This is a genomic window from Brevibacterium limosum, from assembly GCF_011617705.1.
Classification (GTDB): Bacteria; Actinomycetota; Actinomycetes; order Actinomycetales; family Brevibacteriaceae; genus Brevibacterium; species Brevibacterium limosum.
Map to the genome: position 1 here is coordinate 2,538,580 of NZ_CP050154.1, position 26,566 is coordinate 2,565,145.

At 66.0% G+C, this 26,566-nt stretch carries 25 protein-coding genes; 10 read left to right on the forward strand and 15 right to left on the reverse strand.

What is annotated here, in order from left to right:
* Positions 1–94 precede the first annotated feature (94 nt).
* A complete protein-coding gene (locus GUY37_RS11475) occupies positions 95–559 on the forward strand; it encodes a DUF2505 domain-containing protein (protein ID WP_166825707.1) in 465 nt (154 codons plus the stop codon).
* A 38-nt stretch (positions 560–597) separates the two neighbouring features.
* On the opposite strand, the gene GUY37_RS11480 is transcribed toward GUY37_RS11475, so the two are convergent.
* The 3 genes from GUY37_RS11480 to GUY37_RS11490 are packed head-to-tail and all read right to left on the reverse strand — an operon-like array spanning position 598 to position 3,003.
* Entirely contained in the window at positions 598–1,074 is a 477-nt protein-coding gene (locus GUY37_RS11480) for a DUF6912 family protein (RefSeq protein ID WP_166825710.1), read from the reverse strand.
* Between the two features lie 10 nt (positions 1,075–1,084).
* Positions 1,085–2,356, reverse strand: coding sequence for an AAA family ATPase (locus GUY37_RS11485; protein ID WP_166829677.1), 1,272 nt, complete (start codon positions 2,354–2,356; stop codon positions 1,085–1,087).
* Positions 2,356–3,003 carry an SAF domain-containing protein gene (locus GUY37_RS11490; RefSeq protein WP_166825713.1) on the reverse strand — a complete coding sequence of 216 codons (648 nt, stop codon included), beginning with the start codon at positions 3,001–3,003 and terminating at the stop codon, positions 2,356–2,358. Before GUY37_RS11490 ends, GUY37_RS11485 begins: the two co-directional genes overlap by 1 nt.
* 159 nt (positions 3,004–3,162) lie before the next feature.
* On the opposite strand from GUY37_RS11490, the gene GUY37_RS11495 reads away from it, so the two are divergent.
* Entirely contained in the window at positions 3,163–3,384 is a 222-nt protein-coding gene (locus tag GUY37_RS11495) for a helix-turn-helix domain-containing protein (protein ID WP_025780784.1), read from the forward strand.
* Positions 3,385–3,421: 37 nt separating this feature from the next.
* On the opposite strand, the gene GUY37_RS11500 is transcribed toward GUY37_RS11495, so the two are convergent.
* On the reverse strand, positions 3,422–3,937 hold the full coding sequence (locus GUY37_RS11500) for a hypothetical protein (RefSeq protein ID WP_166825716.1): 516 nt from the start codon (positions 3,935–3,937) through the stop codon (positions 3,422–3,424).
* Between the two features lie 149 nt (positions 3,938–4,086).
* Between GUY37_RS11500 and GUY37_RS11505 the strand changes: the two genes are divergently transcribed.
* Complete coding sequence (locus GUY37_RS11505) at positions 4,087–4,926, forward strand: LysM peptidoglycan-binding domain-containing protein (RefSeq protein WP_166825719.1); 840 nt, start codon at positions 4,087–4,089, stop codon at positions 4,924–4,926.
* Positions 4,923–5,393, forward strand: a complete 471-nt coding sequence (locus tag GUY37_RS11510; RefSeq protein WP_166825722.1) for an Rv3235 family protein — start codon at positions 4,923–4,925, stop codon at positions 5,391–5,393. The genes GUY37_RS11505 and GUY37_RS11510 overlap by 4 nt, the downstream gene beginning before the upstream one ends.
* Positions 5,394–5,411: 18 nt before the next feature.
* Here the strand turns inward: GUY37_RS11510 and secA are convergent, their stop codons facing one another.
* The 7 genes from secA to mtrA form a co-directional block, all read right to left on the reverse strand.
* Positions 5,412–8,102, reverse strand: a complete 2,691-nt coding sequence (gene secA, locus GUY37_RS11515; protein WP_166825725.1) for a preprotein translocase subunit SecA — start codon at positions 8,100–8,102, stop codon at positions 5,412–5,414.
* A 54-nt stretch (positions 8,103–8,156) separates the two neighbouring features.
* Positions 8,157–9,398, reverse strand: a complete 1,242-nt coding sequence (locus GUY37_RS11520) for a winged helix-turn-helix domain-containing protein (RefSeq protein WP_166825728.1) — start codon at positions 9,396–9,398, stop codon at positions 8,157–8,159.
* 87 nt (positions 9,399–9,485) lie between these two features.
* Positions 9,486–10,148, reverse strand: a complete 663-nt coding sequence (gene hpf / locus GUY37_RS11525; protein ID WP_166825730.1) for a ribosome hibernation-promoting factor, HPF/YfiA family — start codon at positions 10,146–10,148, stop codon at positions 9,486–9,488.
* A gap of 65 nt (positions 10,149–10,213) precedes the next feature.
* Positions 10,214–10,936, reverse strand: a complete 723-nt coding sequence (locus GUY37_RS11530) for a ComF family protein (protein ID WP_166825733.1) — start codon at positions 10,934–10,936, stop codon at positions 10,214–10,216.
* A gap of 54 nt (positions 10,937–10,990) precedes the next feature.
* Positions 10,991–12,715, reverse strand: a complete 1,725-nt coding sequence (locus GUY37_RS11535) for an LpqB family beta-propeller domain-containing protein (protein ID WP_228278155.1) — start codon at positions 12,713–12,715, stop codon at positions 10,991–10,993.
* The gene (mtrB, locus tag GUY37_RS11540) at positions 12,712–14,751 is read right to left on the reverse strand and encodes an MtrAB system histidine kinase MtrB (protein ID WP_228278156.1); all 2,040 of its coding nucleotides are present in this window, start codon (positions 14,749–14,751) and stop codon (positions 12,712–12,714) included. The genes GUY37_RS11535 and mtrB overlap by 4 nt, the downstream gene beginning before the upstream one ends.
* Positions 14,748–15,428 carry an MtrAB system response regulator MtrA gene (gene mtrA / locus GUY37_RS11545; RefSeq protein ID WP_135807711.1) on the reverse strand — a complete coding sequence of 227 codons (681 nt, stop codon included), beginning with the start codon at positions 15,426–15,428 and terminating at the stop codon, positions 14,748–14,750. Before mtrA ends, mtrB begins: the two co-directional genes overlap by 4 nt.
* Before the next feature lie 259 nt (positions 15,429–15,687).
* Here mtrA and GUY37_RS11550 point away from each other — a divergent pair, with 259 nt between their 5' ends.
* From GUY37_RS11550 to GUY37_RS11570, 5 genes are read left to right on the forward strand one after another with little or no spacing between them, the layout of a single operon-like run.
* On the forward strand, positions 15,688–16,737 hold the full coding sequence (locus tag GUY37_RS11550; RefSeq protein ID WP_166825735.1) for a hypothetical protein: 1,050 nt from the start codon (positions 15,688–15,690) through the stop codon (positions 16,735–16,737).
* Entirely contained in the window at positions 16,734–17,462 is a 729-nt protein-coding gene (locus GUY37_RS11555) for a DUF4129 domain-containing protein (RefSeq protein ID WP_166825739.1), read from the forward strand. The genes GUY37_RS11550 and GUY37_RS11555 overlap by 4 nt, the downstream gene beginning before the upstream one ends.
* The gene (locus GUY37_RS11560; protein ID WP_166825742.1) at positions 17,459–18,718 is read left to right on the forward strand and encodes a DUF4350 domain-containing protein; all 1,260 of its coding nucleotides are present in this window, start codon (positions 17,459–17,461) and stop codon (positions 18,716–18,718) included. Before GUY37_RS11555 ends, GUY37_RS11560 begins: the two co-directional genes overlap by 4 nt.
* Entirely contained in the window at positions 18,715–19,794 is a 1,080-nt protein-coding gene (locus GUY37_RS11565; RefSeq protein ID WP_166825745.1) for an AAA family ATPase, read from the forward strand. The genes GUY37_RS11560 and GUY37_RS11565 overlap by 4 nt, the downstream gene beginning before the upstream one ends.
* Positions 19,795–21,081 (forward strand): DUF58 domain-containing protein, encoded by a 1,287-nt coding sequence (locus GUY37_RS11570; protein ID WP_166825748.1) that lies wholly within the window; start codon positions 19,795–19,797, stop codon positions 21,079–21,081. It abuts the gene before it with no gap.
* Between the two features lie 13 nt (positions 21,082–21,094).
* On the opposite strand, the gene GUY37_RS11575 is transcribed toward GUY37_RS11570, so the two are convergent.
* Positions 21,095–22,093 carry a stage II sporulation protein M gene (locus tag GUY37_RS11575; protein WP_166825751.1) on the reverse strand — a complete coding sequence of 333 codons (999 nt, stop codon included), beginning with the start codon at positions 22,091–22,093 and terminating at the stop codon, positions 21,095–21,097.
* A 115-nt stretch (positions 22,094–22,208) separates the two neighbouring features.
* Here GUY37_RS11575 and GUY37_RS11580 point away from each other — a divergent pair, with 115 nt between their 5' ends.
* Positions 22,209–23,033 carry an RDD family protein gene (locus GUY37_RS11580; RefSeq protein WP_228278157.1) on the forward strand — a complete coding sequence of 275 codons (825 nt, stop codon included), beginning with the start codon at positions 22,209–22,211 and terminating at the stop codon, positions 23,031–23,033.
* 71 nt (positions 23,034–23,104) lie between these two features.
* Here GUY37_RS11580 and ahcY read toward each other — a convergent pair whose 3' ends face one another.
* The 3 genes from ahcY to GUY37_RS11595 form a co-directional block, all read right to left on the reverse strand.
* Positions 23,105–24,565: an adenosylhomocysteinase gene (gene ahcY, locus GUY37_RS11585; RefSeq protein ID WP_166825754.1), complete on the reverse strand. Its 1,461-nt coding sequence runs from the start codon at positions 24,563–24,565 to the stop codon at positions 23,105–23,107.
* Between the two features lie 156 nt (positions 24,566–24,721).
* Positions 24,722–26,206: a phosphohexomutase domain-containing protein gene (manB, locus tag GUY37_RS11590; protein ID WP_166825757.1), complete on the reverse strand. Its 1,485-nt coding sequence runs from the start codon at positions 26,204–26,206 to the stop codon at positions 24,722–24,724.
* Positions 26,203–26,559, reverse strand: a complete 357-nt coding sequence (locus tag GUY37_RS11595; protein WP_208094865.1) for a DUF3499 domain-containing protein — start codon at positions 26,557–26,559, stop codon at positions 26,203–26,205. Before GUY37_RS11595 ends, manB begins: the two co-directional genes overlap by 4 nt.
* Positions 26,560–26,566: the final 7 nt, after the last annotated feature.

Genomic DNA, 26,566 nt, shown 5'->3' on the forward strand with positions numbered 1-26,566 from the left:
GAATCGTCACTGCCCACACTATGCCCAAATATCGAGAAAGGCACGCCGAGCGGCATACGGTGGTGTACCGTTCATTCGCTGGCAGACTGGAGCTATGCGAACTCTGACCCTCAATCATGAATATGCGGTTGATCTGTCGACATTCCTGGCCAAACTCGCCGATCCCGGTATCTGGGAGAAGCTCGGCTCCGAGGCCAGTGCCGATCATCTGGACCCCGACACCGAGATGACCGTGCGGACCCCGATGCCCAAGTCCGAACTTCCTGCGGCTCTGGCCTCCAGGCTTCCGAAGAACACCGTGCTGGTCGAGGTGTACATGATTCCCGGGGATGTCCTCGCCGATGAGGCCGAGATCCGCATGACCGCGCGCGCCGCAGGCGTCCCCGTCGAGATCGATGCGGTCCTCGAGCTGCGCGAATCAGGCTCGGAGACGAAGCTCGCCGCTCACGCCGAGATCAGCTCATCGATTCCGATGTTCGGCGCGATGATCGAACAGGCCGTCGTTCCGATCCTCGAGAAGCGACTGCGCGACCGGCTGCGCCGCTTCGAATCCGCCTGAGCCCGACGGTCGGCGAAGCCGATCGAACCGTTGTCGAGTCAGCCCTCGTCGCCGAGCAGCTGCGAAAGCTCCGAGGAGTCATACCACAGCAGATCGGAAGCGCCGAGGCGGTCCTCGGCTGCGCTCGCGCCCGTCTCCTCAGCCAGTCGCACCGCGTCGTCCCAGACGACGTCTTCGTCGAGGTGGAAGCTTGCGACCCGGGTCATATCGACATCGACGACGGTGATGAGTTCGAAGCCTGCGGTCAGCGGTTCTGCCGGGCTGGACTCGGGGGCGTCATAGGCCACGATGACGCGGCGTTCGGGGACCGCCTCGGTGCCGGCATCGGTCTCAGCGGGAGCGAAGACCGCATTCGCGGCCAGCGCGGCGGCGATGCACATGGCATCGAATTCAGCGGTTTCGAACTCCTCGCCCCGCAGGCTGCGCCCCTGCGCATCGGGGGCGACGGCGCGGACGTCGGTGAGTGCCGAACGCAGCGCGGTCAGAGTGGTGGGAATGTAGCAGCGAATGGCCATGCCCCTCATCCTAGTCCCGCGGTCCGCTCCCCTGGCTCACCCGCACCTTCCGTCCGCGACGACCGGCGCCGAGACGCTCGCGTCCCCCGCTGGATCTGCGGGAGCGGCGGCGGCCCGGCAGGAGCTCGTCGACCATTCCGGCGAGGTCGGCGACGAGGACGGACCGGGGATTCTGTTCGTGCAGGGTGTGGCCGGCGAGCATCGCGGCATCTGCGGTGGAGCGGTCGTCGCTGAGCATGAAGTCCGGGGTGATGCGGACGAATCGGTCGAGGACTTCTCTGATCCGCGTCTCGGCGGGGTGACCGACCGCGTTCGACCGCACCTTCGTGATCACCAGCCGCAGCTTCTCACGCACCGCCTCCGCCCGCGGTGTGCCGAGGAGTTTGACCAGCCGCTGCAGTCCGATCGGCTCCCCCGCTGCGAGGACGAGGACGATATCGGCCGCTTCAAGGGCGGCACGGGTGGCGCAGTGCCGGTCATAGAAGGGGTCGGCGAGGTCATCATCGGGATCGATGCGGTCGCTGACGTCGACGATGACGACGTCGTAGACCTTCGCCAGGCGCTGCAGCACCGTTTCGAGCACGGAGGCGCGGATCTCCGGCCACCGCTCCGGCCGCGTCAGCCCGGTGACTACGTGGAAGTTCTCACGGATCGTCGCATGCGGCACCGCATACGGGTCGAGGTTCCCCGCCGGGTCCGTCTGCGACCGGCACAGGCTGGCCAGGTGTGAGGATTCCTCTGTCAGTCCGAGAGTGGATGCGACCATCCCGGAGACGGTGTCGGCGTCGACGACGACGCTGCGCCGGCCCTGGCGGGAGGCCTGATCGGCGAGGTTGACGGCAGTGAGGGTGCGTCCCGGCGACGAGCCGGTCCCCCAGACCGTGATGACCACCCCCGCTCCGCCGACCGCACCCGGAGGCGTCGTCGGGCGCGGCGGGACCACGGTGGCGGCGCGGATGTCCTCGATGGCGGCGGCCATCGTCGTCGCATCCGCAACCGTCGAGACGACGGAGGTGACACCGACGGCCTCGAGGACGTGCGCATCATCGCCGAAACCGAGCACCTTCGCTCCGGACGCCGTGATCGCGGTGACCACCTCGGCGTCGAGGCCGGGAAAGTACCGTCCGATGATGACCACGTCGGCGCCGCCTGTGCGGCAGTGGGCCAGCAGCTCCACCTCGTCGGCAGGGCGGGCGACGATCGTGACATCGTCGATCTCGCTGAGCAGCTCGAAGAGGATGAGGTCGTATTCGAAGTCGACGGCGAGCAGGACCTGTGTCATCACTGCCCGCTGTCGTCGGCAGGAACGGACGGGGCGCCGACGACGGAGAGCACGCTGCGTCCGTCGAGGGCGGCGAGCACCCCGGGCAGGTCGCCGGAGCCGACGAACACTTCGATGCGGGCGCCGTCGCCTGCCCCGAAGCTGCCGACGTCTCGGCTGATGTGGGCGACCGGAGCGGAATCGACGATCTGCTCGGGCGGTGTCCCGTCGTCGTCGAGACCGTTCTGCTCCGGTTGGGCCCAGACGTCGACGAGGCTGCCCGAGTCGACGACGCTCGGGACGGAACCGGCGATGTCGATGGCCACGACCCGCCCCTGAAGTTCGGACAGGGGCGCCACCGCCGAGGCGGCCAGCAGCTCCCCCGCCGCGACGACGCTGCGCACGCTCGTGTTCGTCGGCAGCTCGGCATCGGCCGAGAGGTACTTCTTGCCGAGATCGGCGAGGTTGACCTCGGCGACGGTGAGGTCGGCCGGGTTGAGGACCTCACCGGGGACGAGGGCGCGTGCACTCGCCCAGACCCGGGTGGTCGAGTTCGCCGAGGTGACGAGCAGATAGGTTCCGACGACCGCGAGGACGACGAGCATCGCTCCGACCAGGAGCCGTGCATCGGTCCAGCGGGGGCGTCGGATTCGTTTCGAGAGCTCCATTGCATCTCCAGATTCGCAGAAGTTTCACTGACAGAGACCGTTCCTCAGTGATAATATTGGACATCAAATGATGCCAAAGCAATGTTTTTGGCAAAACGCACCAACAAGCAGATGGACATCTGGAGGCAGATGGACATTTGGAATGGGAGAAGTCACCTCATGGCCGTCGAAAGTCGCTTCCTGCCGCTGACCGATGTGGCCGAGCTGCTCAATGTCTCTATCGCTCAGGCTCGGGCACTGGTCCGCTCGGGCGATCTCCGAGCCATCAAGGTCGGCGGGCGCGGCCAGTGGCGAGTCGAGAAGTCCGAGATCGAAGCCTATATCCAGCGCATGTACGAGCGCACCGAGTACCAGATCAAGACCGGGTCCATCGAGGACTGACCCTCTCGCTTCGACTCTGATCTCCATCACTCCCAGCTCACTCGAAGGGATCCGTGCGGGCGTGGATGGCGCTGATCACCGCGAAGGGGATGATCCGGCCGGCGATCTCGACATAGTCCGCACCGACGAGATCGCATCGTCCTCGGATCCCGCCGAATCGGTCGGCCACATCGATCGTCACCTCTTCATGAGCGGCTGACCAGCGGCGCAGCGCGGACCCCATCCCCAAACGTTCGAGTCCACCGGCTTCGAATCGGTGCACTCTCGAGGGCAGTCTGAGCCCGCGAACGGCCCTGATCGCAATGGCGGAGACCTCAGCCCCGGCGACGACGACGATGTCGCGACCGAGGAAGCGCACCATTCCGGTCACGTCACGGTCGGGAATAGTGACCTGCACCGTCGACCCCACTGCTCCGCGCAGTCGTTCGAGCAGAGTCCTTTCGGCGGCTTGGCCGGCGACCTCATCACCGAACTCACCTCTCCTGGCGTGCGCCTGTGCCGCTGAGTCGGCGGCTTCGATATCCGCCAGAAGTGCGTCGATGCGATCGTCCATAATCGCTAAGCCTGCCCCAGCTGTAGTCCACTTTCAAGACTTAGAACGACGGGGCTTCGAACTACAGTCATGTAGTTAGAGTTGATCCATTGACAGCAAATTACATCTAACGGCATCATTATGTTCAATATCCAATGGAGGATGTCTAGATGTATCTCTTGATTGCATGTGCGGGCTCATGGCTGATTCTGCTCGGTGCGTTCTTCACTGCGTGGACACAGTTGCCCCAGCCACGGACGACCAGCGACATCGTCGTCATCGTCATCATCGGCGCGGCAGCACTTATGTTCGCTCGGCTCGGCCTCGTCTCTCTGGTGGCGCTGCTGCTGCGCGTTCTCCCGTCAGGTCGGCTCCGGGCGAGGCTTGCAGGACTGGTTGTGAAGGCGATGCCGCGGATTCTGGCGTCGAGCGTTCTTGCCGTCGTCTCTGCCGGCCTGGTCGTCCACTCCGCTCAGGCGGCACCGGTCGGAGCTTCCGGGCCCGGCACATCTCCGACGGAGGCGTCGGCCGCCCCTGCCGATCCCGGATGGCCGACGGTCGACGATGACGGCCGGGTCGAGGACTCCCCTGACCGAGCGGAGCAGCCCGACGATGCAGGGTCGCCAGCGGGATCCGAGTCCCCAGATCGAGCACAGCTGCCCGACCCCGGATGGCCCACCGAACCGCCGTCGGGCGATGCGCCTTCATCGCCACCGGGTGACCGAGGCGCGGACAGGTCCGGAGACTCAGCTCAGGATGACGAATCCGACCACGGTGGGAGACCGGATGAGCCCGGTGACGGCGCCGACGCGTCCGTGCCCGCAGGTTCCCGATCCTCCACACATGTTGTGACTCGGGGCGAGAGCCTGTGGTCGATCGCGGCCGAGCTGACCGACGCTCCTGCAGAGATTCCGCAGCTCGTCGCTGACATCCATACCGCCAACGAGGACACCATCGGACCCGATCCGAGCCTCATCATCGCAGGTCAGAGATTGGAGATCCAGACATGACCGCCCCGCTCACCCTCACCCGACCGCAGGCTTCGACGCCGCCTCGGCGACAAGTCGCTCCGCTGTCCACGGCACAGTCTCCTCGACGGGTCAGCAAACAGATCCGAGGCCAGGACATCGCAGACGATCGCGCGCGGATCGCGGCCACGGCCACCTCGTTGGCGGTTGCCTGCCTCGAGGTCCTCTCCGGGGTCAGGCGCAGCGAGACGATCGCCCGCTGGGTCGAACCTGAGCTGCTGGCGAAGATCGATCACCGCTGTCAATTGCGCGCCGAGGTGGCTCCGCAGCGGACGACCGTACCCGGCGCCCGCACGGTACAGCCGGGAACGGCACATGTGTGCCAGATCAGCCCCGAGATCGCCGAGGTCACGGTCATCGTCGTCGCCGCAAACCGCATCCGGGCGGTGGCAGTCCGCTTGGAACTGCTCACCACCCGGTGGACGCTGACTGCTCTGCAGACGATGTGAGCCTCCGAGGGCCCTGTGTCAGTTCTTCGCCTTCTTCTTCGCGCGACGTTCAGCGCGATTGGCCGGGGCCGGGTCGTCATCGTCCTCGGTTTCGGAGACCGAGGAGGAACCGGCCTCGGACGGGGCCGACAGCTGCATCTTCGGAGTCTTGTGACGCAGCTCCTCAGCATCGACCTCGACCTCGGGCTCGCCATCGTCGGAGCCCGCCGATGAGGTCACCTGAACCTGCAGTGTGTTGGTCAGGCGGACGACGTCCTCCTTGATCCCATCCTGCATGGTCTTGAACATGTCGAAGCCCTCACGCTGGTATTCGACCAGCGGGTCCTTCTGGGCCATGGCGCGCAGTCCGATCCCGTTCTTCAGATAGTCCATCTCATAGAGGTGTTCGCGCCAGCGCTTGTCGATGACGGAGAGGACGACGCGGCGTTCGAGTTCGCGGGTGGCTTCCTCACCGAGTTCCTCTTCGCGCTGGGAGTAGAACACGCCAAGATCGGACTGGATCTCCTGGTTGAGGCGGTTCTTCGTGAGGTTGCCGAGTCCGCCGAGCTCCTCGGCGAGGTCTTCGGAGGTGATCGACGGTGAGTAGATCTTTCCGAGGGCGTCGAAGAGCTCGTCGATCTGCCAGTCCTCGACCGGTCCCGTGGTCGCTTCGGCAACGTAGGCGTCGATGACCTCCTCACGGAACTTCGCGACCTGCTCCTCGAGGTCGGCCCCGTCGAGGACGCTGCGCCGCTCGTTGTAGATGACAGTGCGCTGCCGATTGAGCACGTCATCGTATTTGAGGACGTTCTTGCGCTGTTCGGCGTTGCGCTGTTCGATCTGGGACTGAGCCGACAGGATGGCCCGGGAGACCATCTTCGATTCCAGCGGCACGTCATCGGGAACATTGGCGGTGGCCATGATCCTCTCGGCGGCACCGGAGCCGAACAGGCGCATCAGATCGTCGGTCAGGGACAGATAGAAGCGGCTCTCCCCCGGGTCGCCCTGGCGCCCCGAGCGGCCGCGGAGCTGATTGTCGATGCGCCTGGATTCGTGCCGTTCGGTGCCGAGCACGTAGAGTCCGCCGAGCTCGACGACCTCTTCGGCCTCTTCCTTGACCTTCTCCTCGGCCGCTTTCAGCACCGCCGGCCATTCGGACTCGTACTGATCCTCGTTCTCGGCTGGGTCGAGACCGCGACGTTCCATTTCCGCGACCGCGAGGAACTCGGCGTTGCCGCCGAGCATGATGTCGGTACCGCGGCCGGCCATGTTCGTTGCCACGGTGACCGAGCTCTTGCGTCCGGCCATCGCCACGATCGAGGCCTCACGGGCGTGGTTCTTCGCGTTGAGGACCTCATGCTTGACGCCGCGTTTGGCCAGGTGCTTCGACAGGTATTCGCTCTTCTCGACGCTGGTCGTGCCGACGAGGACCGGCTGTCCGGTCTCGTGGCGTTCGACGATGTCGTCGACGACGGCATCGAATTTCGCGACCTCGTTCTTGTAGACGAAGTCGGACTGGTCGACGCGCTGCATCGGCTTGTTCGTCGGAATCGGGACGACGCCCAGCTTGTAGGTGGACATGAATTCCGCGGCCTCGGTCTCGGCCGTACCGGTCATGCCGGAGAGCTTCTCGTAGAGACGGAAGAAGTTCTGCAGGGTGATCGTCGCCAGAGTCTGGTTCTCGGCCTGGACCTTCACCCCTTCCTTCGCCTCGATGGCCTGGTGCAGGCCTTCGTTGTAGCGGCGGCCCTTGAGCACACGACCGGTATGCTCGTCGACGATGAGGACCTCGCCGTCGAGGACGACGTAGTCCTTGTCCTTCTTGAACAGCTCCTTGGCGCGGATGGAGTTGTTGAGGAAGCTGATGAGCGGGGTGTTCTCCGCATCGTAGAGGTTGCCGATGCCCAGGTAGTCCTCGACGCGTTCGATGCCGGGTTCGAGGACGCCGACGGTGCGCTTCTTCTCGTCGACCTCATAGTCGCGGTCACTCTTCAGCCGCTTGACGACCTTGGCGAATTCGCCGTACCAGCGGTTCGCATCGCCTTCGGCAGGACCGGAGATGATGAGCGGGGTACGTGCCTCGTCGATGAGGATCGAGTCGACCTCATCGACGATGGCGAAGGAGTGTCCGCGCTGCACGAGTTCGTCGGCCGACCACGCCATGTTGTCGCGCAGGTAGTCGAAGCCGAATTCGTTGTTCGTGCCGTAGGTGATGTCCGCGGCGTACTGTTTGCGACGCAGATCCGAGGGCATGTTCGCCTGGATGCAGCCGGTCTCCATGCCGAGGAAGCGGAAGACGCGTCCCATCAGTTCGGACTGGTAGGTGGCCAGATAGTCGTTGACCGTGATGATGTGGACCGGATTGCCGGTGAGAGCGTTGAGATAAGCCGGTGCCGTGGCGACGAGGGTCTTGCCCTCACCGGTCTTCATCTCTGCGATGTTGCCCAGGTGCAGGGCGGCGCCGCCCATGAGCTGAACGTCGAAGTGTCGCAGACCCAAGGTCCGGCTCGATGCTTCGCGCACGGCGGCGAAGGCTTCGGGAAGCAGGGAGTCGAGGCTCTCGCCGTCCTTGTAGCGCTCCTTGAACCGGCCGGTTTCCTCACGCAGTTCGGTGTCTGTCATCTCGCTGAACTCATCGGACAGCTGGTTGATGGCATCCGTGTATCGGCGGAGCTTCTTCAGAGTTCTGCCTTCACCTGTGCGCAGAAGCTTCTCGAGGAAATTAGCCACTTTTCTCCTAATCGGCATGTCTGCCGGACAACAACTCGAACGACTGTATAGCCCCTAGCTTAATGGCAGGTGAGTACCTTCGAGGTCCACGGCGGTCAGACCCAGCCATGCGGCCATCGTCTTGAGCTCGTCAGCCAGTTCCGTGGTGTGCTCCTCCCCCGGCTCCCATGTCACCGCGTGGGCGCGGAGGATTCCTGCAGCCCGGTCCCGGTGCAGATCGACGCGCCCGACGAGTCGTTCGCCGAGGAGGAACGGAGTGACGTAGTAGCCGTGGACACGCTTGGCAGCCGGAGTGTAGATCTCGATGCGGTAGTGGAAGTCGAAGAGCCATTCGATGCGCGGACGGTAGAAGACCAGCGGGTCGAACGGTGCCAGCAGCGCTCGAGCGTTCACCGTGCGCGGAGTTCGTGCCTCATGCCATTTCAGGGCCCGGACCCCCTCGACGTCGACCTCACGCAGCTCGCCCGAGGCGATGAGATCGGTGATGGCGGCGTCGGTCGGTGCGCGCCGCTGCCGAAAGTAGTCGGCGATGTCCTCGGGTCTGGCAACGCCCAAGGCACGTGCGGCGATGCGGGTGAGCTCGACGACATCGTTGTCGACCCCGGAGATTCCGCGCGGAAGCTGCGCGGTCGGGTCGAGGCCCAATCGAGGATCATCCGGTGGGCCATAGCTCAGAGGGATCTCCGGCAGCTCCGGTGAGACGTCTCGAGCCAGCGCATAGATGCGTTCGAAGTGGTCATTGCGTCCCGAGGCGCTGATGATTCCGCCGGCGAACAGTGCTTCGAGTGCGACTTTCACCTGGCTGGGATTCCAACCCCAATGGCCGCGGTGCGTCTCCGGCAGATCGTGGTCGACCACCTCGGCGACTTCCCGCGCCGTCCGGGGCCCGGACGACAGGGCGGTGAGGACGGAGGACTGGAGGTTTCGGAACTCCTCGCCGGTCTCAGGATGGCGCTGCCCGAAGTCGTTGCGCCACCATTCGCTGTGGGCACGGGCGAAGTGCTTCCACGTCTGCGGTGGGACGAAGGCCGCGGCATGCGCCCAGTATTCGACGCCCATGCGCGGTGAGGAGTAGAACAGACGGTCCAGTGTCTCCCGCGGATAGGGGCCCAGGCGGGAGAAGTAGGGCAGATAGTGGGAGCGGACGACTCGCGCGACGGAGTCGATCTGGGTCAGGCCCAGGGTGGAGAAGACTGATCTGAGGTGTCGGGCAGTGACCTTCGCCGGTCGTGGTCGGTCCAGTCCGGTCGCCGCGATCGCCGTCCTGCGGGCCGCGGCCCGTGTCATCCTCTGCATAACCCCACGCTATACCCCTATTGCTACCTGACGGCGGCCCAGCAACCTTGCGCAAGGTTGCTGGGCCGCCGTCAGGTAGCAATAGGGTCAGTCGATGGCTTCTTCGAGTTCGTGGTCGAGGGCGATGACGCCGTAGCTCCAGCCCTTGCGGCGGTAGACGACGGAAGGTTTGCTCGACTCCTCGTCGATGAACAGGTAGAAGTCGTGTCCGACGAGCTCCATTCGGTTCAGGGCCTCTTCGATGCCGATCGGTGAGGCGGTGAAGGTCTTCTCACGCAGAACCACCGGCGAATCGCCTTCGGCCTTGATCCGACCATTCGTCTGATCGCCGCTGCGGTCCCCGTCAGCCTTCGCAGCATCGGCGTCCGCGTCGGGGATCATCGGTTCGGCCACCGGCATCTTCGCCAACACCTCGGCCGTGGATTCCTTGCGGTGATGGCCCGAACGCGGCACCTTGTGCCGGTCCCTCGCTCGCCTCAGACGTTCGACGAGCTTCGCCCATGCCAGATCGAGTGCCGCATATTTGTCGCTTGCCATGGCCTCTGCCCGAATTGCCGGTCCCTTCGCCACAACCGTGAGCTCAACCCGCTCGCTCGTCTCGGGCTGGCGGGAGTTCTTTTCGTGAGTGACATGTACTTCGACACGCTGAGCGCGAGGGGCAAGCTGTTCGACTTTGGCGATCTTGTCCTCGATGTGGGCTCGAAAGCTGTCGGAGATGGTCAGTTGACGGCCGTTGACAACGATATCCATGATGTGTCCTTAGCGACTCGTTCCTCGGATTCATCCGATCCCATGCCCTTGGATGGGTACCACCGTTATACAGTAAAGGGAGAGACAAATCGAGTGCCCCCGCGACCGAGACCGAGAACAGCTCCCACAGCGGGTCTGATCTGCACCGATGATAGCAAACGTGCGCTTTCTGCCAAGGTTGCGCCCGTGGTGGCGAAGTCGTCGATGAGCAGATCTGCAGACTCGGAGTCTGCGCCCGAAGCCGGGCACGGAGCAGAGATCTCAGCAATCCTTCTCCGGTCGAGATATTGAGTCCGCTCCGCGTTCTGTGCCCGTTCGATAGCGCCCAGTCCGACCTGGTCGCGTGAGCGCTTCGCTGAGAGCACATCGTGGACTTCCATGGGCAGCTCCGGTGACAGCTCCTTCGCCCGATTCGCCAAGACCGCCGTATGCGATCCGCCGCGGCGACGTCTGGCCCGATCCGAGCTGGGCGCCGGGAAGAGTCGGACGGTTCCGCCGGAGTATCCGATGAGGTCGAGTGCGGCGACGATCGAGCGGGTCAGTGCCAGAGCCAACGGGTCGAGGATGTCCCGACGGCCTTCGTCCTTGAAACCGACGACCATCCGCGAGATCTGCGAGTTGTATTCGCAGACCCCGACGATCGGGATCCTGCCGTAGCGCGGTTCCATCGCCCGCGGAATCCCACCGAGCAGCTGCAGGCAGCGAGTGCACAGGGAGACGTTCTCCCGCCCGCATCCGGCGCACCGGCGGGGCAGGAGCAGTTCGCCGAACTCCCCGAGCAGCCCCATGGGAGCAATCTACTATGCCGAGGCGGACCGGTCAGCTGTGCCCAGCCCGACCGGTCAGCCGGGATAGGAGGGATCCTTCGCGGCGACATCGACGAGTTTCTGCCACGCGTTCGAGTTGTAGCTGTACAGGGCGCCATCGGAACTGGTGACCAGGATCGAGCGTCCATCCACCCCGCCGGCGATGCGGCTCCCGCCCGAGACTTCGCCGAGCTGTTCTGCAGGTCCGGTGACTCCGATGCGGAACGGCTGCGCAGAATCGCCTTCCTCAGCGGCCAGCGCCACCAGAGAGGTCGACCCTGCCCAAGAGACGTCCTTGATCTCGTCGAAGCTCGCTCCCACTTCGATCGGCGATTCGGAGACATGGCCGGACGGATTGCCCGCCTTGTCCCGCGGCACACCGACCACGTCGACGCGGTCCGGCTCCCCCTTGTGCCGACTGAGCAGAGCGACACGGGTTCCGTCTCGCGAGACTTCGATATCGACGAGCTGCCGATCGTTGAGGAAGTCGGCGGCCACGGTGAAGACCTTTCCGTCACGGCCGACGGCCTTGAGTTCGCCCTCGTTCTCCGCCTCACCGGTCCAGGTCGTATTGAACCGATCGATGCTGGGGCGCACGAGCTTCTTGCCCTTGAGGATCGGAGTGGCGTCGACGGCGTCGGACTTCAACCGCATGAGCTGCTTGCCGTCATCGGCCAGGTACACGTACAGGGAGTCGTCCAGCGACACCGCTGGGTCACTCGCCTTCGCCTTCTTCAGGTTCGGACTGTTCTCGACCTTGGCGACGGTCGTTCCCGAGACACGAGAGAGTCGGTCATCGGCGAGCACGACGGGTGGCCCATCCACTTGGACCGAGGTGTCGGTCTTCGGCTGCAGGCTGGCCGGCACCGTCTGTCCGCCGATGGTCAGCTCGATCGCCGAGATCGAGGGAATGACCTGCAGAGTGGTGGCGATCTGCTGGCGGATCAGTCCCTTCTCACGGTCGGACGGGGCCGGGTTCTGCTGTCCCAAGGACACATGGGCAACACCGTTCTCGATCGTGACCACATTCGATTCGCTCAGCTTCGCCCCGTCGGTGATCGCAGTGATCACCGCTCCGGAGAGGTAGGGGGCGGGTCCGCTGAGCAGCTCGTTCATCAGCACGGTCGGGGTCGAGGAGGACCGGAGGAACCAGCGGGAGTCAGGGACGAGATAGGAATAGTCGGAGGTGAAGAACTGCAGCGAATAGTTGAGGAAGATCGTGCGGAAGTCGGTCTGGCTGATGAGCAGCCCGTCCGGCGCCGAGGAGATCCTCCACTCCCCGTTCTCCTGCCGCAATGAGAACTCCAGGGTCGACTGGGTGCCCGGTTTGGTGGAGTTGTACACGCCGGAGGAGTCGACGAGGCCGACGACCGGAGCCGAGATGCTCATCGTCTTCTGATCGGAGGTGACCCCGACGTTCAAGGAGTCGAGGTCAGTGTCGTTCGGCAGCACCGACACCGATTCCTGCGGGCTCCATTTCTGTGCCTCGCCCTCGGTGAGGAATGACCGGGCCACGGAGAAGTTGTTGCCTGTGCCGGCTCCTGCCCGAAGGAATCCGCGCACGATGTCCGATGGGCTGTCGCCGGGTTCCGGGCCGTCGGGGATCCGCGCGTTGTTCGCACCCTGGTCACCCGAATCGTCTTCGATATGACCGATAGGTGAGGAGGTCGGGATCGACGAGCAGCCGACGAGGGCCAGGGCTGTGAAGACGGAGACCAGCATGGTCCTCACCCGGAAGCCCCGGGGCATCGTGCGCATCATGGCCGTCCTCCTTCTCTGTCTTTCACGCTGGCGTCGCCGGCGTCGTCGCCATCCAGGTCCGAAACTGTGCGATCCAGGTCCGGATCAGCGCCGCCCTGGTCCGGATCTGTGCCGCCCAGGTCCGGATCAGCGCCGCCCTGGTCCGGATCTCTGCCACCCAGGTCCGGATCTCTGCCACCCAGGTCCGGATCGGTCTCGGCAGCGGACAGCTGCCCCACCGCATCGGTGTCTGGTTCGGCGGTGTCTGCTCGGGCTGTCACGGTATTCGGCTGAGCCGATGCGGGATCCTGCGTGACCGCCTCGGCGGGGGCGTCGTGGTTCGCCTCGAGCATCTCCGGCTCGGTTTCGACGACGATCGGGATCGACCCGGTCTGAATGCGTACGGAACCGTCCGAGGACAGCGGTCCGGCTACGAGCGCGGAACCGCGGATCTGCGCGTCACGGGGCGGCAGCGGCAGAGGTGACGAGGTGATCTCCTGATCGGGGCGCCGCGGAATCGTCAGCCGGAAGCACGATCCTTCGCCGGGTTTGCCCCAGACCTGCAGCCAGCCGTTGTGCAGGTGGGCATCCTCGAGCGAGATCGCCAGACCCAGACCGGATCCGCCGAGGGTGCGCTTGCGGGCCGGATCGGCACGCCAGAAACGGTCGAAGACGTGCTCGACCTGTTCTTCGTTCATGCCGACACCGTGGTCGCGAACGCTCACCGCCACTGCCTCGGCGTTGGAGGCGACATAGATGTCGACCGGGTTGTTCTCACCGTGTTCGATGGCGTTGACGACGAGGTTGCGCACGATCCGGGTGATGCGAACCCGGTCGACCTCGGCCATGACCGGTGATGACGGAGCATGGACGACGATGGCCGTCGACATCTGTTCGGCCACCATCGACACGGTCTCGATCACAGAGGTCACGATCGCCCCGATGTCGACGGGTTTGGCCACCAAGGCTGCGGCACCGGCATCGTAGCGGGAGATCTCCAGCAGGTCGGAGAGCAGATTGTCGAAGCGTTCGGCCTGCGAGTTCAGCAGTTCGGCGCTGCGGGCGGTGACGGGATCGAGGTCGTCGCGGGAATCGAAGATGAGGTCGGCCGCGGCACGGATCGTCGTCAGCGGTGTCCGCAGCTCATGGGAGACATCGGAGACGAACTGCCGCTGCAGCACGGACAGGCGTTCCATCTGCTCGATCTGATGCTGGAGGGTGTCGGCCATATCGTTGAAGCTCTCGCCGAGAACAGCGATCTCATCATTGCCGTGCACGGGCATGCGCTCATCGAGGTCGCCGTCGGCGATGAGCCTGGCCACCTCGGCGCCGGTGCGCACCGGGGTGACGACGAGGCGGGTGACGATCCAGGCGACGGCGCCGACGAGGACGACGAGGACGAGTGCGGCGACGAACATCGACCGCTGCACGAAGTTCAGCGTGTCCTGCTGTTCGCTGAGGTCGCCGAGGTAGTAGAGCTGAAACTGACCGGCGCCGGGGATCTGCAGCTCTTGGGTGATGAGCAGACCCGGCCCGGTCCCGTCGGGCAGGCTCACCGACTGGTAGAGCTTGTCATCGGACGGGGCCTTGCGGATGGCCTCTCGGAGCTCATCGGTGATCGGCACCTGCGACGCCTCACCGTCCTCGCCCGGCCCACCGGCGGTGATCGTCGAGAACGAGGAGTTCGGATCCTTCGGCTGCAGGGTCAGCGAGTACACCGACCCGGCCGAACGGTTGTAGATCGATGACAGCTGCGAGCTGAGCGTGTCCTGGGTGACCGCCTGACCGTCGACCGGCGCCAGGGAGCGCAACTCGGCCAGGATCGACCGGGTCTGCGAGGACAGGGAGTCCAGACGGGTGTCGAAGAGACCGCGGGCGATCTGCTGTGACATATAGGTGCCGACACCGAAGATCGCCACCGAGGTGAGCACGATGGTGAGCACGACGATGCGGACCTGCAGGGAGTGGCTGAACGATCGGAGAATGAAGTTCCAGAACGTCTTCAATGCCGAGGCCGCGGTGCGGACGGGCCCGTCCGCGGCTGCCTCGGAGGTCACGCGGCTCGGCCGGCCTTATAGCCGACGCCGCGGACGGTGACGATGATGTCCGGCTTCTCCGGATCGCGTTCGATCTTCGACCGCAGACGCTGCACATGGACATTGACGAGTCGGGTGTCCGCGGCGTGGCGGTAACCCCACACCTCTTCGAGCAGGGTCTCGCGGGAGAACACCTGCCAGGGCTTGCGGGCCAGGGCGACGAGCAGATCGAACTCGAGCGGAGTCAGTGACACCGGGGATCCTCCCTTGGTCACCGTGTGACCGGCGACGTCGACGACGACATCGCCGACGGTCAGCAGTTCGGGAGCCTGCGGTTCGGAGATCCGCAGTCGAGCACGGACGCGGGCGACGAGCTCCTTGGGCTTGAACGGCTTCGGAACATAGTCGTCGGCACCGGATTCGAGGCCGAGGACGACATCGACCGTGTCGGACTTCGCCGTGAGCATAATGATCGGCACCGAGGAGATCTCGCGGATCTCCCGGCACACTTCGAGTCCGTCCTTGCCGGGAAGCATCAGGTCGAGGAGCACGAGGTCCGGGCTGACCTTCTGAAACTCTTCGAAGGCCTGGTCTCCGGTGGCGCAGAAGAAGGGCTCGAAGCCTTCACTTTTGAGCACAATTCCGATCATTTCGGCCAAAGCCGTGTCATCATCAACTACGAGGATTCGAGCGTTCATGCTCCCATTGTCCCTTATGTTCGCGTGTTCTTCGGTTCTCGACACTCCTACCCTATCGGGCGGAGTCGTCCGCCTCGTGCACCGAGCCCGATGACAGCGATGATCGCCGCCTCGGCCCGACCCCCGACAGAGCTCCGGCGAGAGCCGGCCAGGGCTCCCGTCCGACTCCCGATTACTCGGTTCGACGGGGCCGACGCGGCCGGTATGCAACAGGGAGACCCCTCGGCACGTGCAGACGAATCATGGCAGGATTGGCGTGATGGGACAGACGAACGCATGGACCTCGGAGGTCGACTGGCACACCGGCCGGTGGCAGCGACGTTCACCGTCCCCTCCCTCACGCGGCTGGCAGCCGCCGCCACCGCGCGGGCTCCTGCCCAAACGTCCGCTGACGTTCATCGAGGCACTGGATTCCGGCTTCCGCCTGCTGCGCTTCATCCCGAGCCTGTCCGTCGGCTCCTCCCTCATCGTCTTCGCCCTCTGGAGCCTGCTGCTCACCGCGATCGGCGCCCTCATCGCCGTCCAGTTCCTGCCGTTCTTCAACGACCTCAGCGGCAATGACGATGCCGCTTCGGGCTTCATCGCCCTGGCCCAATTGGGATCGGTGGCGCTGAGCCTGCTCAGCCTGGGGTTGGCCCATCTGCTCTCCGGACTCATCGCCACAGGCACCCGCGCCTCCTTCGGGGCTCGCAGAACCACCCTGTCGATGGCTTGGAAGTCCCTGTCCGGTCGCCGCTGGCGCCTCGTTCTGGCCACACTGCTGATGTCCGGAATCAATCTCGGCCTGCTGCTGGCCCTCACCGCTCCGACGCTGCTGTTCTCAGGTGCCGATTCGGTGATCCTCGCCTTCGTCTGGGCGGCATTGGCCGCGCTGCTGTGGTTCATCGCACTCGTCTGGATCAACCTGCGCCTGGCCTTCCTCGGTTCGGCGATCGCGGTGGAGGATCTGAGCGTGCGCGCCGGAATCCGCCGCTCCTGGAGGCTGACCGGACGCGGTTTCTGGCGGATGCTCGGCCAACTGGCGCTCGGGTACTTCCTGTCCAATCAGCTCGTTCAGCTCATCATCACCCCACTCGTCTTCGTCATCTCGCTCGCCCTGGGCATCGGCATGTCGACGACCACCGACTCGACGACCGCGCAGGCTGCCATCGCGCTCGTCTCCGTCGGCCTGCTGCTCGGACTCACACTGATCTCCTCAGCCGTCCTCTTCGCCTATTTCGCCTGCCTGGTGACGGTCTGCTTCTTCGATCAGCAGATGCGCTCCGAGGGTCTCGACCTCGTCCTCATCCGCGCTGAGGAGGACCGATGATCCTCTCCCCCGTCACCGAGGCGGCCGCGCACTTCCGCACCGTCGTGTCCTCCCAGCCGGGCGGCGCCCAGCTCAGCGCCGCCTCGGCGAGCATCGACCGGGACACCGGTCGCGAATGGGTCGAACACGAACTGTCGAAGTCCGAATACGCCGCCAACGACCTCACCCCCTTGGAACAGATCGGCCGGTGGCTGTCCTCCCTGTGGGATTCGCTGGTCCGCGCCGCCCTGGGCGCGAATTCCCCGTGGCTGCTCATCGTCGTCGTCCTCGGTCTCGCCGCGATCATCGCCCTCATCGTCTGGCGTGTGCGCCGGGCCGGATTCCGCCGCGCCGGAGTCCCGCTGTCGGCCTTCGACCCGGTCGTGTCCCTGCCGGAACCGGGTCCGTGGCGCGAGAGCGCGGCCAGGGCCGCCCGCGTCGGGGACTTCGCGACCGCGGTCATCGACGAGTCCCGTGCGATCTTCGCCGTCCTGTCGGTCAAGCAGATCGTCTCGCTCGAATCCTCGGCCACGGCCAGTGAGATCGCCCGATCCGCCGAGGCGGCCCTGCCCGAGCACGGACCCGCCGTCCACGGTGTGGCCGAGGTGTTCAACGACCTCCGCTACGGGGAGGAATCCGCGCGCACGACGCGCGCCGCTCGCGGCCTCGACGACGTCTATGCGGACCTGTGCGCGCTGGACCGGTCCCTGAGCGCACTGCCGGTCCGCCGGGAGGCACCGGTATGAGCGCACAGTTGGATGTCGCCGCCCGCGGCACTCGTTCGAGTGCGCGGATCCCGCTGCGGGCCCGTCTGCGTTCGGCCTCGGTCTGGATCGTCGCGGCCTTCGTCATCCTCATCACCGTGATCGCGCTCGTGCTGCTGACCGGTGACGATGAGTCCGAGGAACCGCTGCACTATGACTCGACGGCGCGCACCGGCACGAAGGCCCTCGTCGAGACCCTGCGCGACCACGATGTCGACGTCACCACCACCGAGGATCAGGAGCAGGCCCGCACGGCCGCCGCCCGACCCGACACCACTCTGCTCATTCCCGCGAACTCTGCGGCGCTGTCGCACGGGGACATCGCCGGCCTCCAGTACGCTCTGCGCACCCACGGCAACCGGCTGGTCCTCGTCGATCCGGGTGCGACGGTCACGGAGTTCACCGACCGGATCACCGTCAACGACAACCTCAGCCCGCTGGCCGACCCGGATGCCACGTCCCTGCCGGCATGCGACTCACCGATCGCCCGCAGCGCCGGCGCCGTGACCACCGGCGATGTCGAATACGCGGAGACGAGGAAGGGCACGAACGGAATCACCGCCTGCTACCCGTTCGCCGGGCCCGGGGTCGATGAGACCGACGGCGCCGAGGTGTCGCCCGGGTCCGCACGCGGACAGCTGCTCACCGATTCGCGAGGTTCCGTCCCGCTGACCGTGCTCGGCAACCGCGACTGGGTGACCAATGAGCACATCGACGAAGAGGGCAACGCCTCCCTCGTGCTCTCACAGCTGTCGGAGACGCAGAACCTCGTCGTCTACCACCCGACCTTCGACGATTCCGGGCAGCAGCAGTCGCCGCCGTCGCCCATCGATTTCGTGCCCGGCTGGTTCCTCGCCGGCGTCCTGTGGCTGATCCCCTGCGTACTCGTCCTCCTGCTCGTCATCGGGCGCCGGTTCGGCCCATTGGCTCTCGAGCGTCTGCCCGTCGTCGTGCCGGCGGTGGAGACCGTGCACGGCCGGGCCGCCCTGAGCTCCCGCAGCCACGACAGGGACGGGGCCCTGCACACTCTGCGGACGAGTGCACTGCTGCGCATCGCCAAACGGCTGAGTCTCAGACCCGATGCCCGCACCCCGGACATCATCGCCCGCATCGCGACCACCACGGGAGTCGACCCGGGCCACCTCCACCATGTCTTCGTCTCCGCTTCGGCACGCACAGACGCCGAACTCACCGAACTCGTCCATCAGCTCACCCAGATCGAAAGTGAGATCCCATGACCCAGCCGCCCCAGGACCCCACGAATCCTCAGGAACCGGCAGCGCCGCAGGCATCGGCAGCGCCGCAGGCATCGCCCGTTCCTCAGGAACCGGCCGCCGAGACTCTGCAGACCCCGGCGGCCGAGCCGGATCCGTTGCGTGAGGCGTTCACCGGTGTGCGCACCGAGATCGCCAAGGCCGTCGTCGGCCAGGATCAGGCGGTGACCGGAATGCTCATCGCGCTGCTGTGCCGAGGTCATGTGCTCCTCGAGGGAGTCCCCGGAGTGGCGAAGACCCTGCTCGTGCGCAGCTTCGCGGCCGCGGTCACTCTGGAGAGCTCGCGTGTGCAGTTCACTCCCGATCTCATGCCCAGCGATGTCACCGGGTCGCTGGTCTACGACGCTCCCGCATCGGACTTCTCGTTCCGTCCCGGCCCGGTGTTCACGAACATCCTCATCGCCGATGAGATCAACCGCACTCCGCCGAAGACCCAGTCGGCGCTGCTGGAGGCGATGGAAGAGCATCAGGTGTCCGTCGGCGGACGATCCCGGAAGCTGCCCGAACCGTTCCTCGTGGCGGCCACACAGAATCCCGTCGAATACGAAGGCACCTATCCGCTGCCGGAGGCCCAGCTCGACCGGTTCCTCTTCAAACTCGTCCTCGACCTGCCTGAGCGGGATCACGAATTCGAGATCCTCGACCGCCATGCCCGCGGCTTCGATGCCGGTGCCCTGTCATCGGCAGGTCTGCGTCCGGTCGCGGACGCCGAACTCATCGGCCGGGCACGTGGAGCGATCGCGAAGATCTACATCGCCCCGCAGATCATCACCTATATCGTCGACCTCGCCCGAGCCACCCGCCAGACTCCGTCCCTGGCCCTGGGCGTCTCACCCCGCGGAGCGACGAGGATGCTCGGTGCCGCCCGTGCTCATGCGTGGCTCAGCGGCCGACACTATGTCACCCCCGACGATGTCAAGGCCTTGGCCCATATGTCTCTGTCGCACCGGGTCATCCTGCGCCCCGAGGCACAGATGGACGGCCTGGACGTCGGTCAGGTCCTCGATTCGATCATCGCCACGACCGAAGTGCCTCGCTGAATGACCACCCGGCTGCTCCTGCTCACCCTCCTCGGCCTCGTCCCCGTCATGCTGGTGCCCACGTGGCCGACGGCACTGATCGTGGCCGGCGTGATCGTCGTGGTCGCGGTCTTCGACTTCTTTCTCGTGCCCCGGATCCACGGACTGGAGGTCCAGCGCACACCGGGTCCGATGGTCCGCCTCGGCGATGGCACCCACAGCACGCTGACTCTGCTCAACGGGACGGATCGCCGGCTGCGGCTCCACGTCCGCGACGCCTGGGCCCCGAGCGCCGGGGCGGTCGAGACCCGTTCTCGCCACGTGCTGGGACCGGGTGAGCACACACAGGTGCGCACCGAGCTGGAGCCGACGCGGCGAGGTGCGCTGCCCGGCGATCTGGTCACGGTGCGCAGCCGCAGCGTGCTCGGGCTGATCCACCGCCAGAAGAGCATCGACGTTCCCGCCTCCGTGCGCGTGCTGCCTCCGTTCGTGTCCCGGCGCGAGCTGCCGTCGAAGACGCAGAAGCTGCGTGAGCTCGAGGGACGGTCTGCGGTGATGATCCGCGGAATGGGCACCGAATTCGATTCGCTGCGCGACTATGTCGACGGTGACGATGTCCGGTCCATCGATTGGCGGGCCAGTGCCCGCGCTCAGAACCTCGTGGTCAAGACCTGGCGGCCGGAGAAGGACCGTCGAGTCGTCATCGTCGTCGACTCTTCCCGTTTCGCGGCCCGCCGCTGTGGTGAGGGCACGGTCTTCGATGCCGCACTCGAGGCCTCGCTGCTGCTGACGGCTCTGGCCGCGGGTGCCGGCGACCGGGTCGATGTCATCGTCGCCGATGCCCGGGTCCGCGCAGTCGCATCGAGCCATCGGGCCCACGATCCGGTCCATGACCTGTCGGTCGCGCTGACTCCTGTGCACCCGGAGCTCTATGAGGCGAACTGGGAGTCGATCGCCGCCGCCGTTCTGCAGACGTCCAGGCAGCAGGCGCTCGTCGTGCTGGTCACGCAGCTCGACGAAGCGACCTTCGCCGAGGACATCCTGCCGGTGCTGCCCACACTCACGAGTCATCACCGGGTCGTCGTCGCGGGAGTCGAAGATCCCACGCTCGAGGCCCTGGCTGCCGAACGCGGCGACGTCGAGGACGTCTATACGGCGGCGGCCGCTGAAGCGGAGATGCTGGCCACGGCGTCGCTGCAGACTCGGCTGCGCGGGCTCGGCGTCTCCTCCGTCCATGCACTGCCGGAGAAGCTTCCCGGAGCGTTGGCCGATCTCTACATCCGGCTCAAGGTCACCGGCGGACTGTGACCGGTCTCGCCGGTCAGCGGTCGGTGGAGATGACCGAATAGCCGGCCTGGTGCTCGTCCAGATCGGCACTGAGTCCGGCCGCGGCCGCGCGACTGCCGAAATACCACGCGTAGACGACGACCGCGGCGGTATACGCCACTCCGATTGAGATCTTGATCGCCGGCGGAATCGGGTTCGGAGTCACGAACCCCTCGATGAGGCCCGAACCGAGCAGCAGAAGCACAAGACCGCCGGCGACGACGAGCAGCGACCGGGCCTCACCGGCGAGTCGGTCACGGCGCAGCCGCGGCCCCGGCACCACCCACGCGAAGAACAGCCGCAGACCCGCGGCTGCGGCGAGGATGATGCAGCTGATCTCCGGGATGCCGTGCGGCAGGATGTAGAGGAAGAAGTCGGAGGCCCGGTCGAACTCGAACATCATCGCCCCGGAGAAGCCGACGTTGACCGCGTTCGAGAACAATCCGACGATGACGTAGCCGCCGGTGATGCCGAGGAGGACGAACTGGACGGCGATCCACGCGTTGTTCGTCCACACGCCGACAGCGAAGAATCCGTTCGGGTTCTCCTTGTAGTAGTCGACGAAGTCGTGTTCGGCGAACTGTCGTCTGTACTCGGTGCTGCCGAAGGTCTCGAGCACTTCCGGATGCGTTCCCGCCCAGATCCCCGACAGGACGGCCACGGCGAGGAACCCGGCAGCCACGATGACGAAGTCCCACCGCAGTCGGTACAGAGACAGCGGCAGGCTGATGACGAAGAACCGTGCGAGTCCCGACAGTCCCCCGCTGGGCACGGACGAGAGATGGTTGCGGGAGCGATGGACGATCGCCGAGAGTCGCGCGGCTTCGAGCGAATCGGGAGCCACGGTCGTGATCTGTGACAGATCCTTCGACGCGGCGCGGTAGAGCTCGAGGAAACGGGTCGTCTGCTCGGGTGTCAGCGTGTTCCTCTTCGCCAACGCCGACAGCTCCAGCCAGTCATCGCCGTGCAGCTGGGCCAGCAGGTTCGGATCCATCCCTCCACCCTATCGGAGACCATCGACCGGCACCTCCGGCGCGGCGGGAGATCACACGGGCATGCTCGCGGCGAAACGCCCACCTCGGCGCTCTCGGATATGACACGATGGTCGGGTGAGTACTCTGATCACCGGCGAAGCCGTCGAACTCAATGTCCAGCCGGCCGCTCTGGCGGCTCGCGCGCTGAGCTGCCTGATCGACTACATCGTCTATTCGCTGGTGAACATCGGGCTTCTCATCGCCATGTTCTGGCTGATGCTCAAGGTGTTCGACCTCAACGGACTGCTCCTCGGCTCGCTCATGACCGTCATGACCATCTTCGTGTTCGTGCTGCTGCCGATGCTCGTCGAAGTGCTCAGCCGGGGTCGTTCCCTCGGCAAGCTCATCCTCGGGCTGCGTGTGGTCCGCGACGACGGCGGTGCGGTGCGGTTGCGGCATTCCTTCATCCGAGCCCTGCTGTGGCCGTTCGAGATCGTCTCCAGCGGCGGCGGCATCGCGGCCCTGTCCGGGCTGCTCTCGCCGCAGGCCAAACGCCTCGGCGACTACCTGGCCGGAACCATTGCCGTGAGCGAACGCAGCCGACCGCTGCCGCCCATGCACACACATGTGGCCCCGCATCTGCACGACTGGCTGAACCGCACCGACGTGACCACGATCCCCGACGGTCTGCATCGGCGCATCGTCGCGTTCCTCGCCATGGCACCCCAGCTCGGCGCGGAGTCGCGCTGGCAACGAGCGATCGAGCTCGCCACCGAACTCAACCCCTATGTGGCGCCGGCCCCGCCGGAGGGGACGTTCCCCGAACAGTTCCTGTCCGCGGTCATCCATCGGCAGCGCATCGCGGAGGTCGAGAAGCAGCGCCGGCGTGCGGACCGTGCGAATGCGTTCCGGTCCGGGGTCGACACGCTCCCCTACGGTCTCAGCCTCACCCGCCGCTGACGAGTCGCCCCGACAGCCGATGGAGCGGGCCTCCCTGCAGAAGGGTTCGGCCCGCTCCGCCGCCAGCCCGATCAGTAGCGATAGTGGTCGGGTTTGAACGGTCCCGCCACGTCCACTCCGATGTACTCGGCCTGTTCCTTGCTCAGCTCGGACAGCTTCGCCCCGAGCGCGGGCAGGTGGAGGCGCGCCACCTTCTCGTCGAGCTCCTTCGCCAGGCGGTGCACCGAATTGCCGTAGTCGTCGTGGGCGTGCCACAGCTCGATCTGCGCGAGCACCTGGTTGCTGAATGACGCACTCATCACGAATGACGGATGACCGGTGGCGTTTCCGAGGTTGAGCAGGCGCCCCTCGGAGAGGACGAGGAAGTCCGTGCGATCGCGGCCGAGTCCCGCCTCGGCGGGCACGGGCACACTCCACTCGTGGACCTGCGGTTTGATCTCGACCTTCTCCACGCCGCGCAGGCGGGACAGACCGTTCAGATCGATCTCCTCATCGAAGTGGCCGACGTTGCCGACGATGGCGCCGGGTTTGAGAGTCTGCAGCACGTCGACGTCGAGGACCCGGGTGTTCCCGGTCGTGGTGATGATGATGTCGGCCTGGGGCGCCGCCTCGGCGAGGAGGTCGACCTGGTAGCCGTCCATCGTCGCCTGCAGCGCACAGATCGGGTCGATCTCGGTGACGATGACGCGTGCACCCTGCCCGCGGAGGGCCTCGGCCGCCCCCTTGCCGACATCGCCGTAGCCGATGACGACGGCGATCTTTCCTCCGATGAGGACGTCGGTGGCGCGGTTGAGGCCGTCGGGCAGCGAATGGCGGATGCCGTAGCGGTTGTCGAACTTCGACTTCGTCACCGAGTCGTTGACGTTGATGGCCGGGAACGGCAGTGCACTCTGCTCGGCGAGACGGTAGAGGCGGTTGACTCCGGTGGTCGTCTCCTCGCTCACACCCTTGAGACCCGCAGCCAGGCGAGCGAACCGGCCGGGAGCGGCCTCCATGGACGCGGCGATCTGCTTGAGCAGGACCGTGTATTCCTCCGAGTCCTCGGCTCCGGCGGTGGGCACTCCCCCGGCGGTTTCGAATTCGGTGCCCTTGAGCACATACATGGTGGCGTCGCCGCCGTCGTCGAGGATGAGGTTCGGTCCGTCCTCGAAGTCGAAGATCTTGTCCGCGGCCCACCAGTACTCGTCGAGGGTCTCGCCTTTCCACGCGAAGACCGGGACACCGGACGGGGACTCAGGGGTGCCGGAGCCGACGACGACGGCTGCTGCGGCTTCGTCCTGAGTGGAGAAGATATTGCAGCTCGCCCACCGGACTTCTGCGCCGAGCGCGACGAGGGTTTCGATGAGCACGGCGGTCTGCACGGTCATGTGCAGGCTGCCGGCGATCCGAGCCCCGGCCAGCGGTGCGGTCGAGGCATACTCCTCACGCAGCGCCATGAGGCCGGGCATCTCTCTTTCGGCGAGGCGGATCTGGTGTCGGCCGGCCTCGGCCAGGCTGAGATCGGCGACCTTGAAGTCGGTGGAATCGAGCACGGTACCTCCATACGGCGGGCTGTCGGATCGGCTTCGAGTCTATTGCCGGGCAGGCTGCTTGTCGCGTCGTGCCCGATCCGCGGACAGCTCATCTGCTGCGGCAAGCGTGCGTCCCGCGCGCGTGCATCCCCGAACGCGTGCCGCAGAGAACCGGCCTCAGGCGCGAGCGGTGACGAAGTCCGTGACCTGGCGGGTGAGCGCGTCCATCTGCGCCGACTCGGCGGCTTCGACGTTGAGACGGATGAGAGGTTCCGTGTTGGACTTGCGCAGGTTGACCCACCAGTCCGCCCCCTGCAGGCCGATTCCGTCGAGGTCATCGACAGTGCTGTCCGGGTAATCTCCCGCATGGGCGGCGAAGTCGGCGAGCACGGCATCGGGATCGGAGACGGTGAAGTTGATCTCCCCCGACTGCACGAACCGATCATAGTCCGTGACCAGCTGGGAGGCCGGGGCCCGTGATTCGGCGAGGGCGGCGATGAGGTGGCAGGCGGCGAGCATCCCCGAGTCGGCGCCGTAGAACTGATCGAAATAGAAGTGCGCGGAGTGCTCGCAGGCGAAGACGGCTCCGGTGTCACGCATGAGCGTCTTGATGCCCGAATGTCCGACCTTCGACCGCAGCGCATGACCGCCGGCGGCGGTGATCGTCTCGGCCACGCTGCGGGAGGTGATGAGATTGTGGATGACGGTGGGGCGGTCGTCGCCGAGCGCCCGGGCCCGCGCGATCTCCCGCTCGGCGACGAGTGCACCGACAGCGGAGGCCGACATCGTCGCTCCCGTCTCGTCGATGAAGAAGCAGCGATCGGCATCGCCGTCGAAGACGAGCCCGAGGTCGGCGCCGGTGTCGACGACCGCGCGTGCGGCGTCGACGAGATTCTCGGGTTTCAGCGGATTCGCCTCGTGGTTGGGGAAGGTGCCGTCGAGTTCGGTGAAGAGTCCGATGACGTCGAAGGGCACCGAGGCGGCTCCCGCGTCCGTGCCGAAGACCTCCCCGAGGAGGCGCCCGGCCATGCCGTTGCCGGCGTCGAGTACGATCGTCAGTCCCGTGACCTCATCGACGTGGGTGAGTTCGCGGACCCGTGCCGCATACTGCTCCCGCATCCGGGACGCGGCCGCCTCGTCCTCTTCGACGGTCCGATCGTCGCCCTGTGGTGCGGTGACTGCGAGCTCCTTGACCCGGGCGAGGCCGGAGGCGAGGCTGACGCCGGCCGCGCGGGGTCCGCAGATCTTGATCCCGTTGTAGTCGGCGGGGTTGTGGCTGGCGGTGATCATGGCGCCGGGCAGGTCGAAGATGCCGGAGGCGAAGTAGAGCTGATCGGTCGAGCACAGCCCCAGCAGGACGGCCCTCGATCCGGCGGCGTCGACCCCGGCGGCGAAGGAGTGGGCGAACCCGGGAGAGCTCGGTCGCATATCGTGGCCGATGACCACCTCGGTGATGGCTTGGATCTCAGCCATCGCGCGTGCCGTCGCCCAGCCGAGGGCGAACAGGATGTCCTCGTCGAGCTGATCGGGGATGCGCCCGCGGATGTCATAGGCTCCGACGGCGGCGTCCAGGGCAGTCGTTCGAGCCCGGCCCGACTCGGAGCCCGGGAGAATCTGCGGTGCGGGATCGGACCCGGCCGAGCTCGGTTCAGGGTGGCTCATGAGTCGCCGATGATGCGCAGATGACCGTGTCGGCGCCCCGAGGCAGCCGGGTCGTCGGCCGGTCCCGGTTCGCGACGCGGCGGGGTCCTATCGGCACGGTCGGCGGCTTCCCGGACGGCGTCGGCGATGGCCAGCAGGTCATCGTGGCTGCGTTCGGGCGAAGCCTGCCCGGAGTCGATCCGGATGAGCTGCCAATCCACGGGTGGGGTCAGCTTCGCCGCATGTTCGGCGCACAGGTCATGAGCGCCCGGCTCGGCCCGCCTGCCCAGAGGTCCGATGACGACGGTCGCATCAGCGTGCACGTACGTCATAGTGGCGGCGGCAGGGCGCGAACAGCTGACCTTTGAACACATTCTCACG

Bases quoted from the DNA above. Each gene is read 5' to 3' on its own strand.
- GUY37_RS11475 (WP_166825707.1), top strand. From the start codon at position 95: ATGCGAACTCTGACCCTCAATCATGAATATGCGGTTGATCTGTCGACA.
- GUY37_RS11480 (WP_166825710.1), bottom strand. From the start codon at position 1,074: ATGGCCATTCGCTGCTACATTCCCACCACTCTGACCGCGCTGCGTTCG.
- GUY37_RS11485 (WP_166829677.1), bottom strand. From the start codon at position 2,356: ATGACACAGGTCCTGCTCGCCGTCGACTTCGAATACGACCTCATCCTC.
- GUY37_RS11490 (WP_166825713.1), bottom strand. From the start codon at position 3,003: ATGGAGCTCTCGAAACGAATCCGACGCCCCCGCTGGACCGATGCACGG.
- GUY37_RS11495 (WP_025780784.1), top strand. From the start codon at position 3,163: ATGGCCGTCGAAAGTCGCTTCCTGCCGCTGACCGATGTGGCCGAGCTG.
- GUY37_RS11500 (WP_166825716.1), bottom strand. From the start codon at position 3,937: ATGGACGATCGCATCGACGCACTTCTGGCGGATATCGAAGCCGCCGAC.
- GUY37_RS11505 (WP_166825719.1), top strand. From the start codon at position 4,087: ATGTATCTCTTGATTGCATGTGCGGGCTCATGGCTGATTCTGCTCGGT.
- GUY37_RS11510 (WP_166825722.1), top strand. From the start codon at position 4,923: ATGACCGCCCCGCTCACCCTCACCCGACCGCAGGCTTCGACGCCGCCT.
- GUY37_RS11520 (WP_166825728.1), bottom strand. From the start codon at position 9,398: ATGCAGAGGATGACACGGGCCGCGGCCCGCAGGACGGCGATCGCGGCG.
- hpf (WP_166825730.1), bottom strand. From the start codon at position 10,148: ATGGATATCGTTGTCAACGGCCGTCAACTGACCATCTCCGACAGCTTT.
- GUY37_RS11530 (WP_166825733.1), bottom strand. From the start codon at position 10,936: ATGGGGCTGCTCGGGGAGTTCGGCGAACTGCTCCTGCCCCGCCGGTGC.
- GUY37_RS11535 (WP_228278155.1), bottom strand. From the start codon at position 12,715: ATGATGCGCACGATGCCCCGGGGCTTCCGGGTGAGGACCATGCTGGTC.
- mtrA (WP_135807711.1), bottom strand. From the start codon at position 15,428: ATGAACGCTCGAATCCTCGTAGTTGATGATGACACGGCTTTGGCCGAA.
- GUY37_RS11550 (WP_166825735.1), top strand. From the start codon at position 15,688: ATGGGACAGACGAACGCATGGACCTCGGAGGTCGACTGGCACACCGGC.
- GUY37_RS11555 (WP_166825739.1), top strand. From the start codon at position 16,734: ATGATCCTCTCCCCCGTCACCGAGGCGGCCGCGCACTTCCGCACCGTC.
- GUY37_RS11560 (WP_166825742.1), top strand. From the start codon at position 17,459: ATGAGCGCACAGTTGGATGTCGCCGCCCGCGGCACTCGTTCGAGTGCG.
- GUY37_RS11565 (WP_166825745.1), top strand. From the start codon at position 18,715: ATGACCCAGCCGCCCCAGGACCCCACGAATCCTCAGGAACCGGCAGCG.
- GUY37_RS11570 (WP_166825748.1), top strand. From the start codon at position 19,795: ATGACCACCCGGCTGCTCCTGCTCACCCTCCTCGGCCTCGTCCCCGTC.
- GUY37_RS11575 (WP_166825751.1), bottom strand. From the start codon at position 22,093: ATGGATCCGAACCTGCTGGCCCAGCTGCACGGCGATGACTGGCTGGAG.
- manB (WP_166825757.1), bottom strand. From the start codon at position 26,206: ATGAGCCACCCTGAACCGAGCTCGGCCGGGTCCGATCCCGCACCGCAG.
- GUY37_RS11595 (WP_208094865.1), bottom strand. From the start codon at position 26,559: ATGTGTTCAAAGGTCAGCTGTTCGCGCCCTGCCGCCGCCACTATGACG.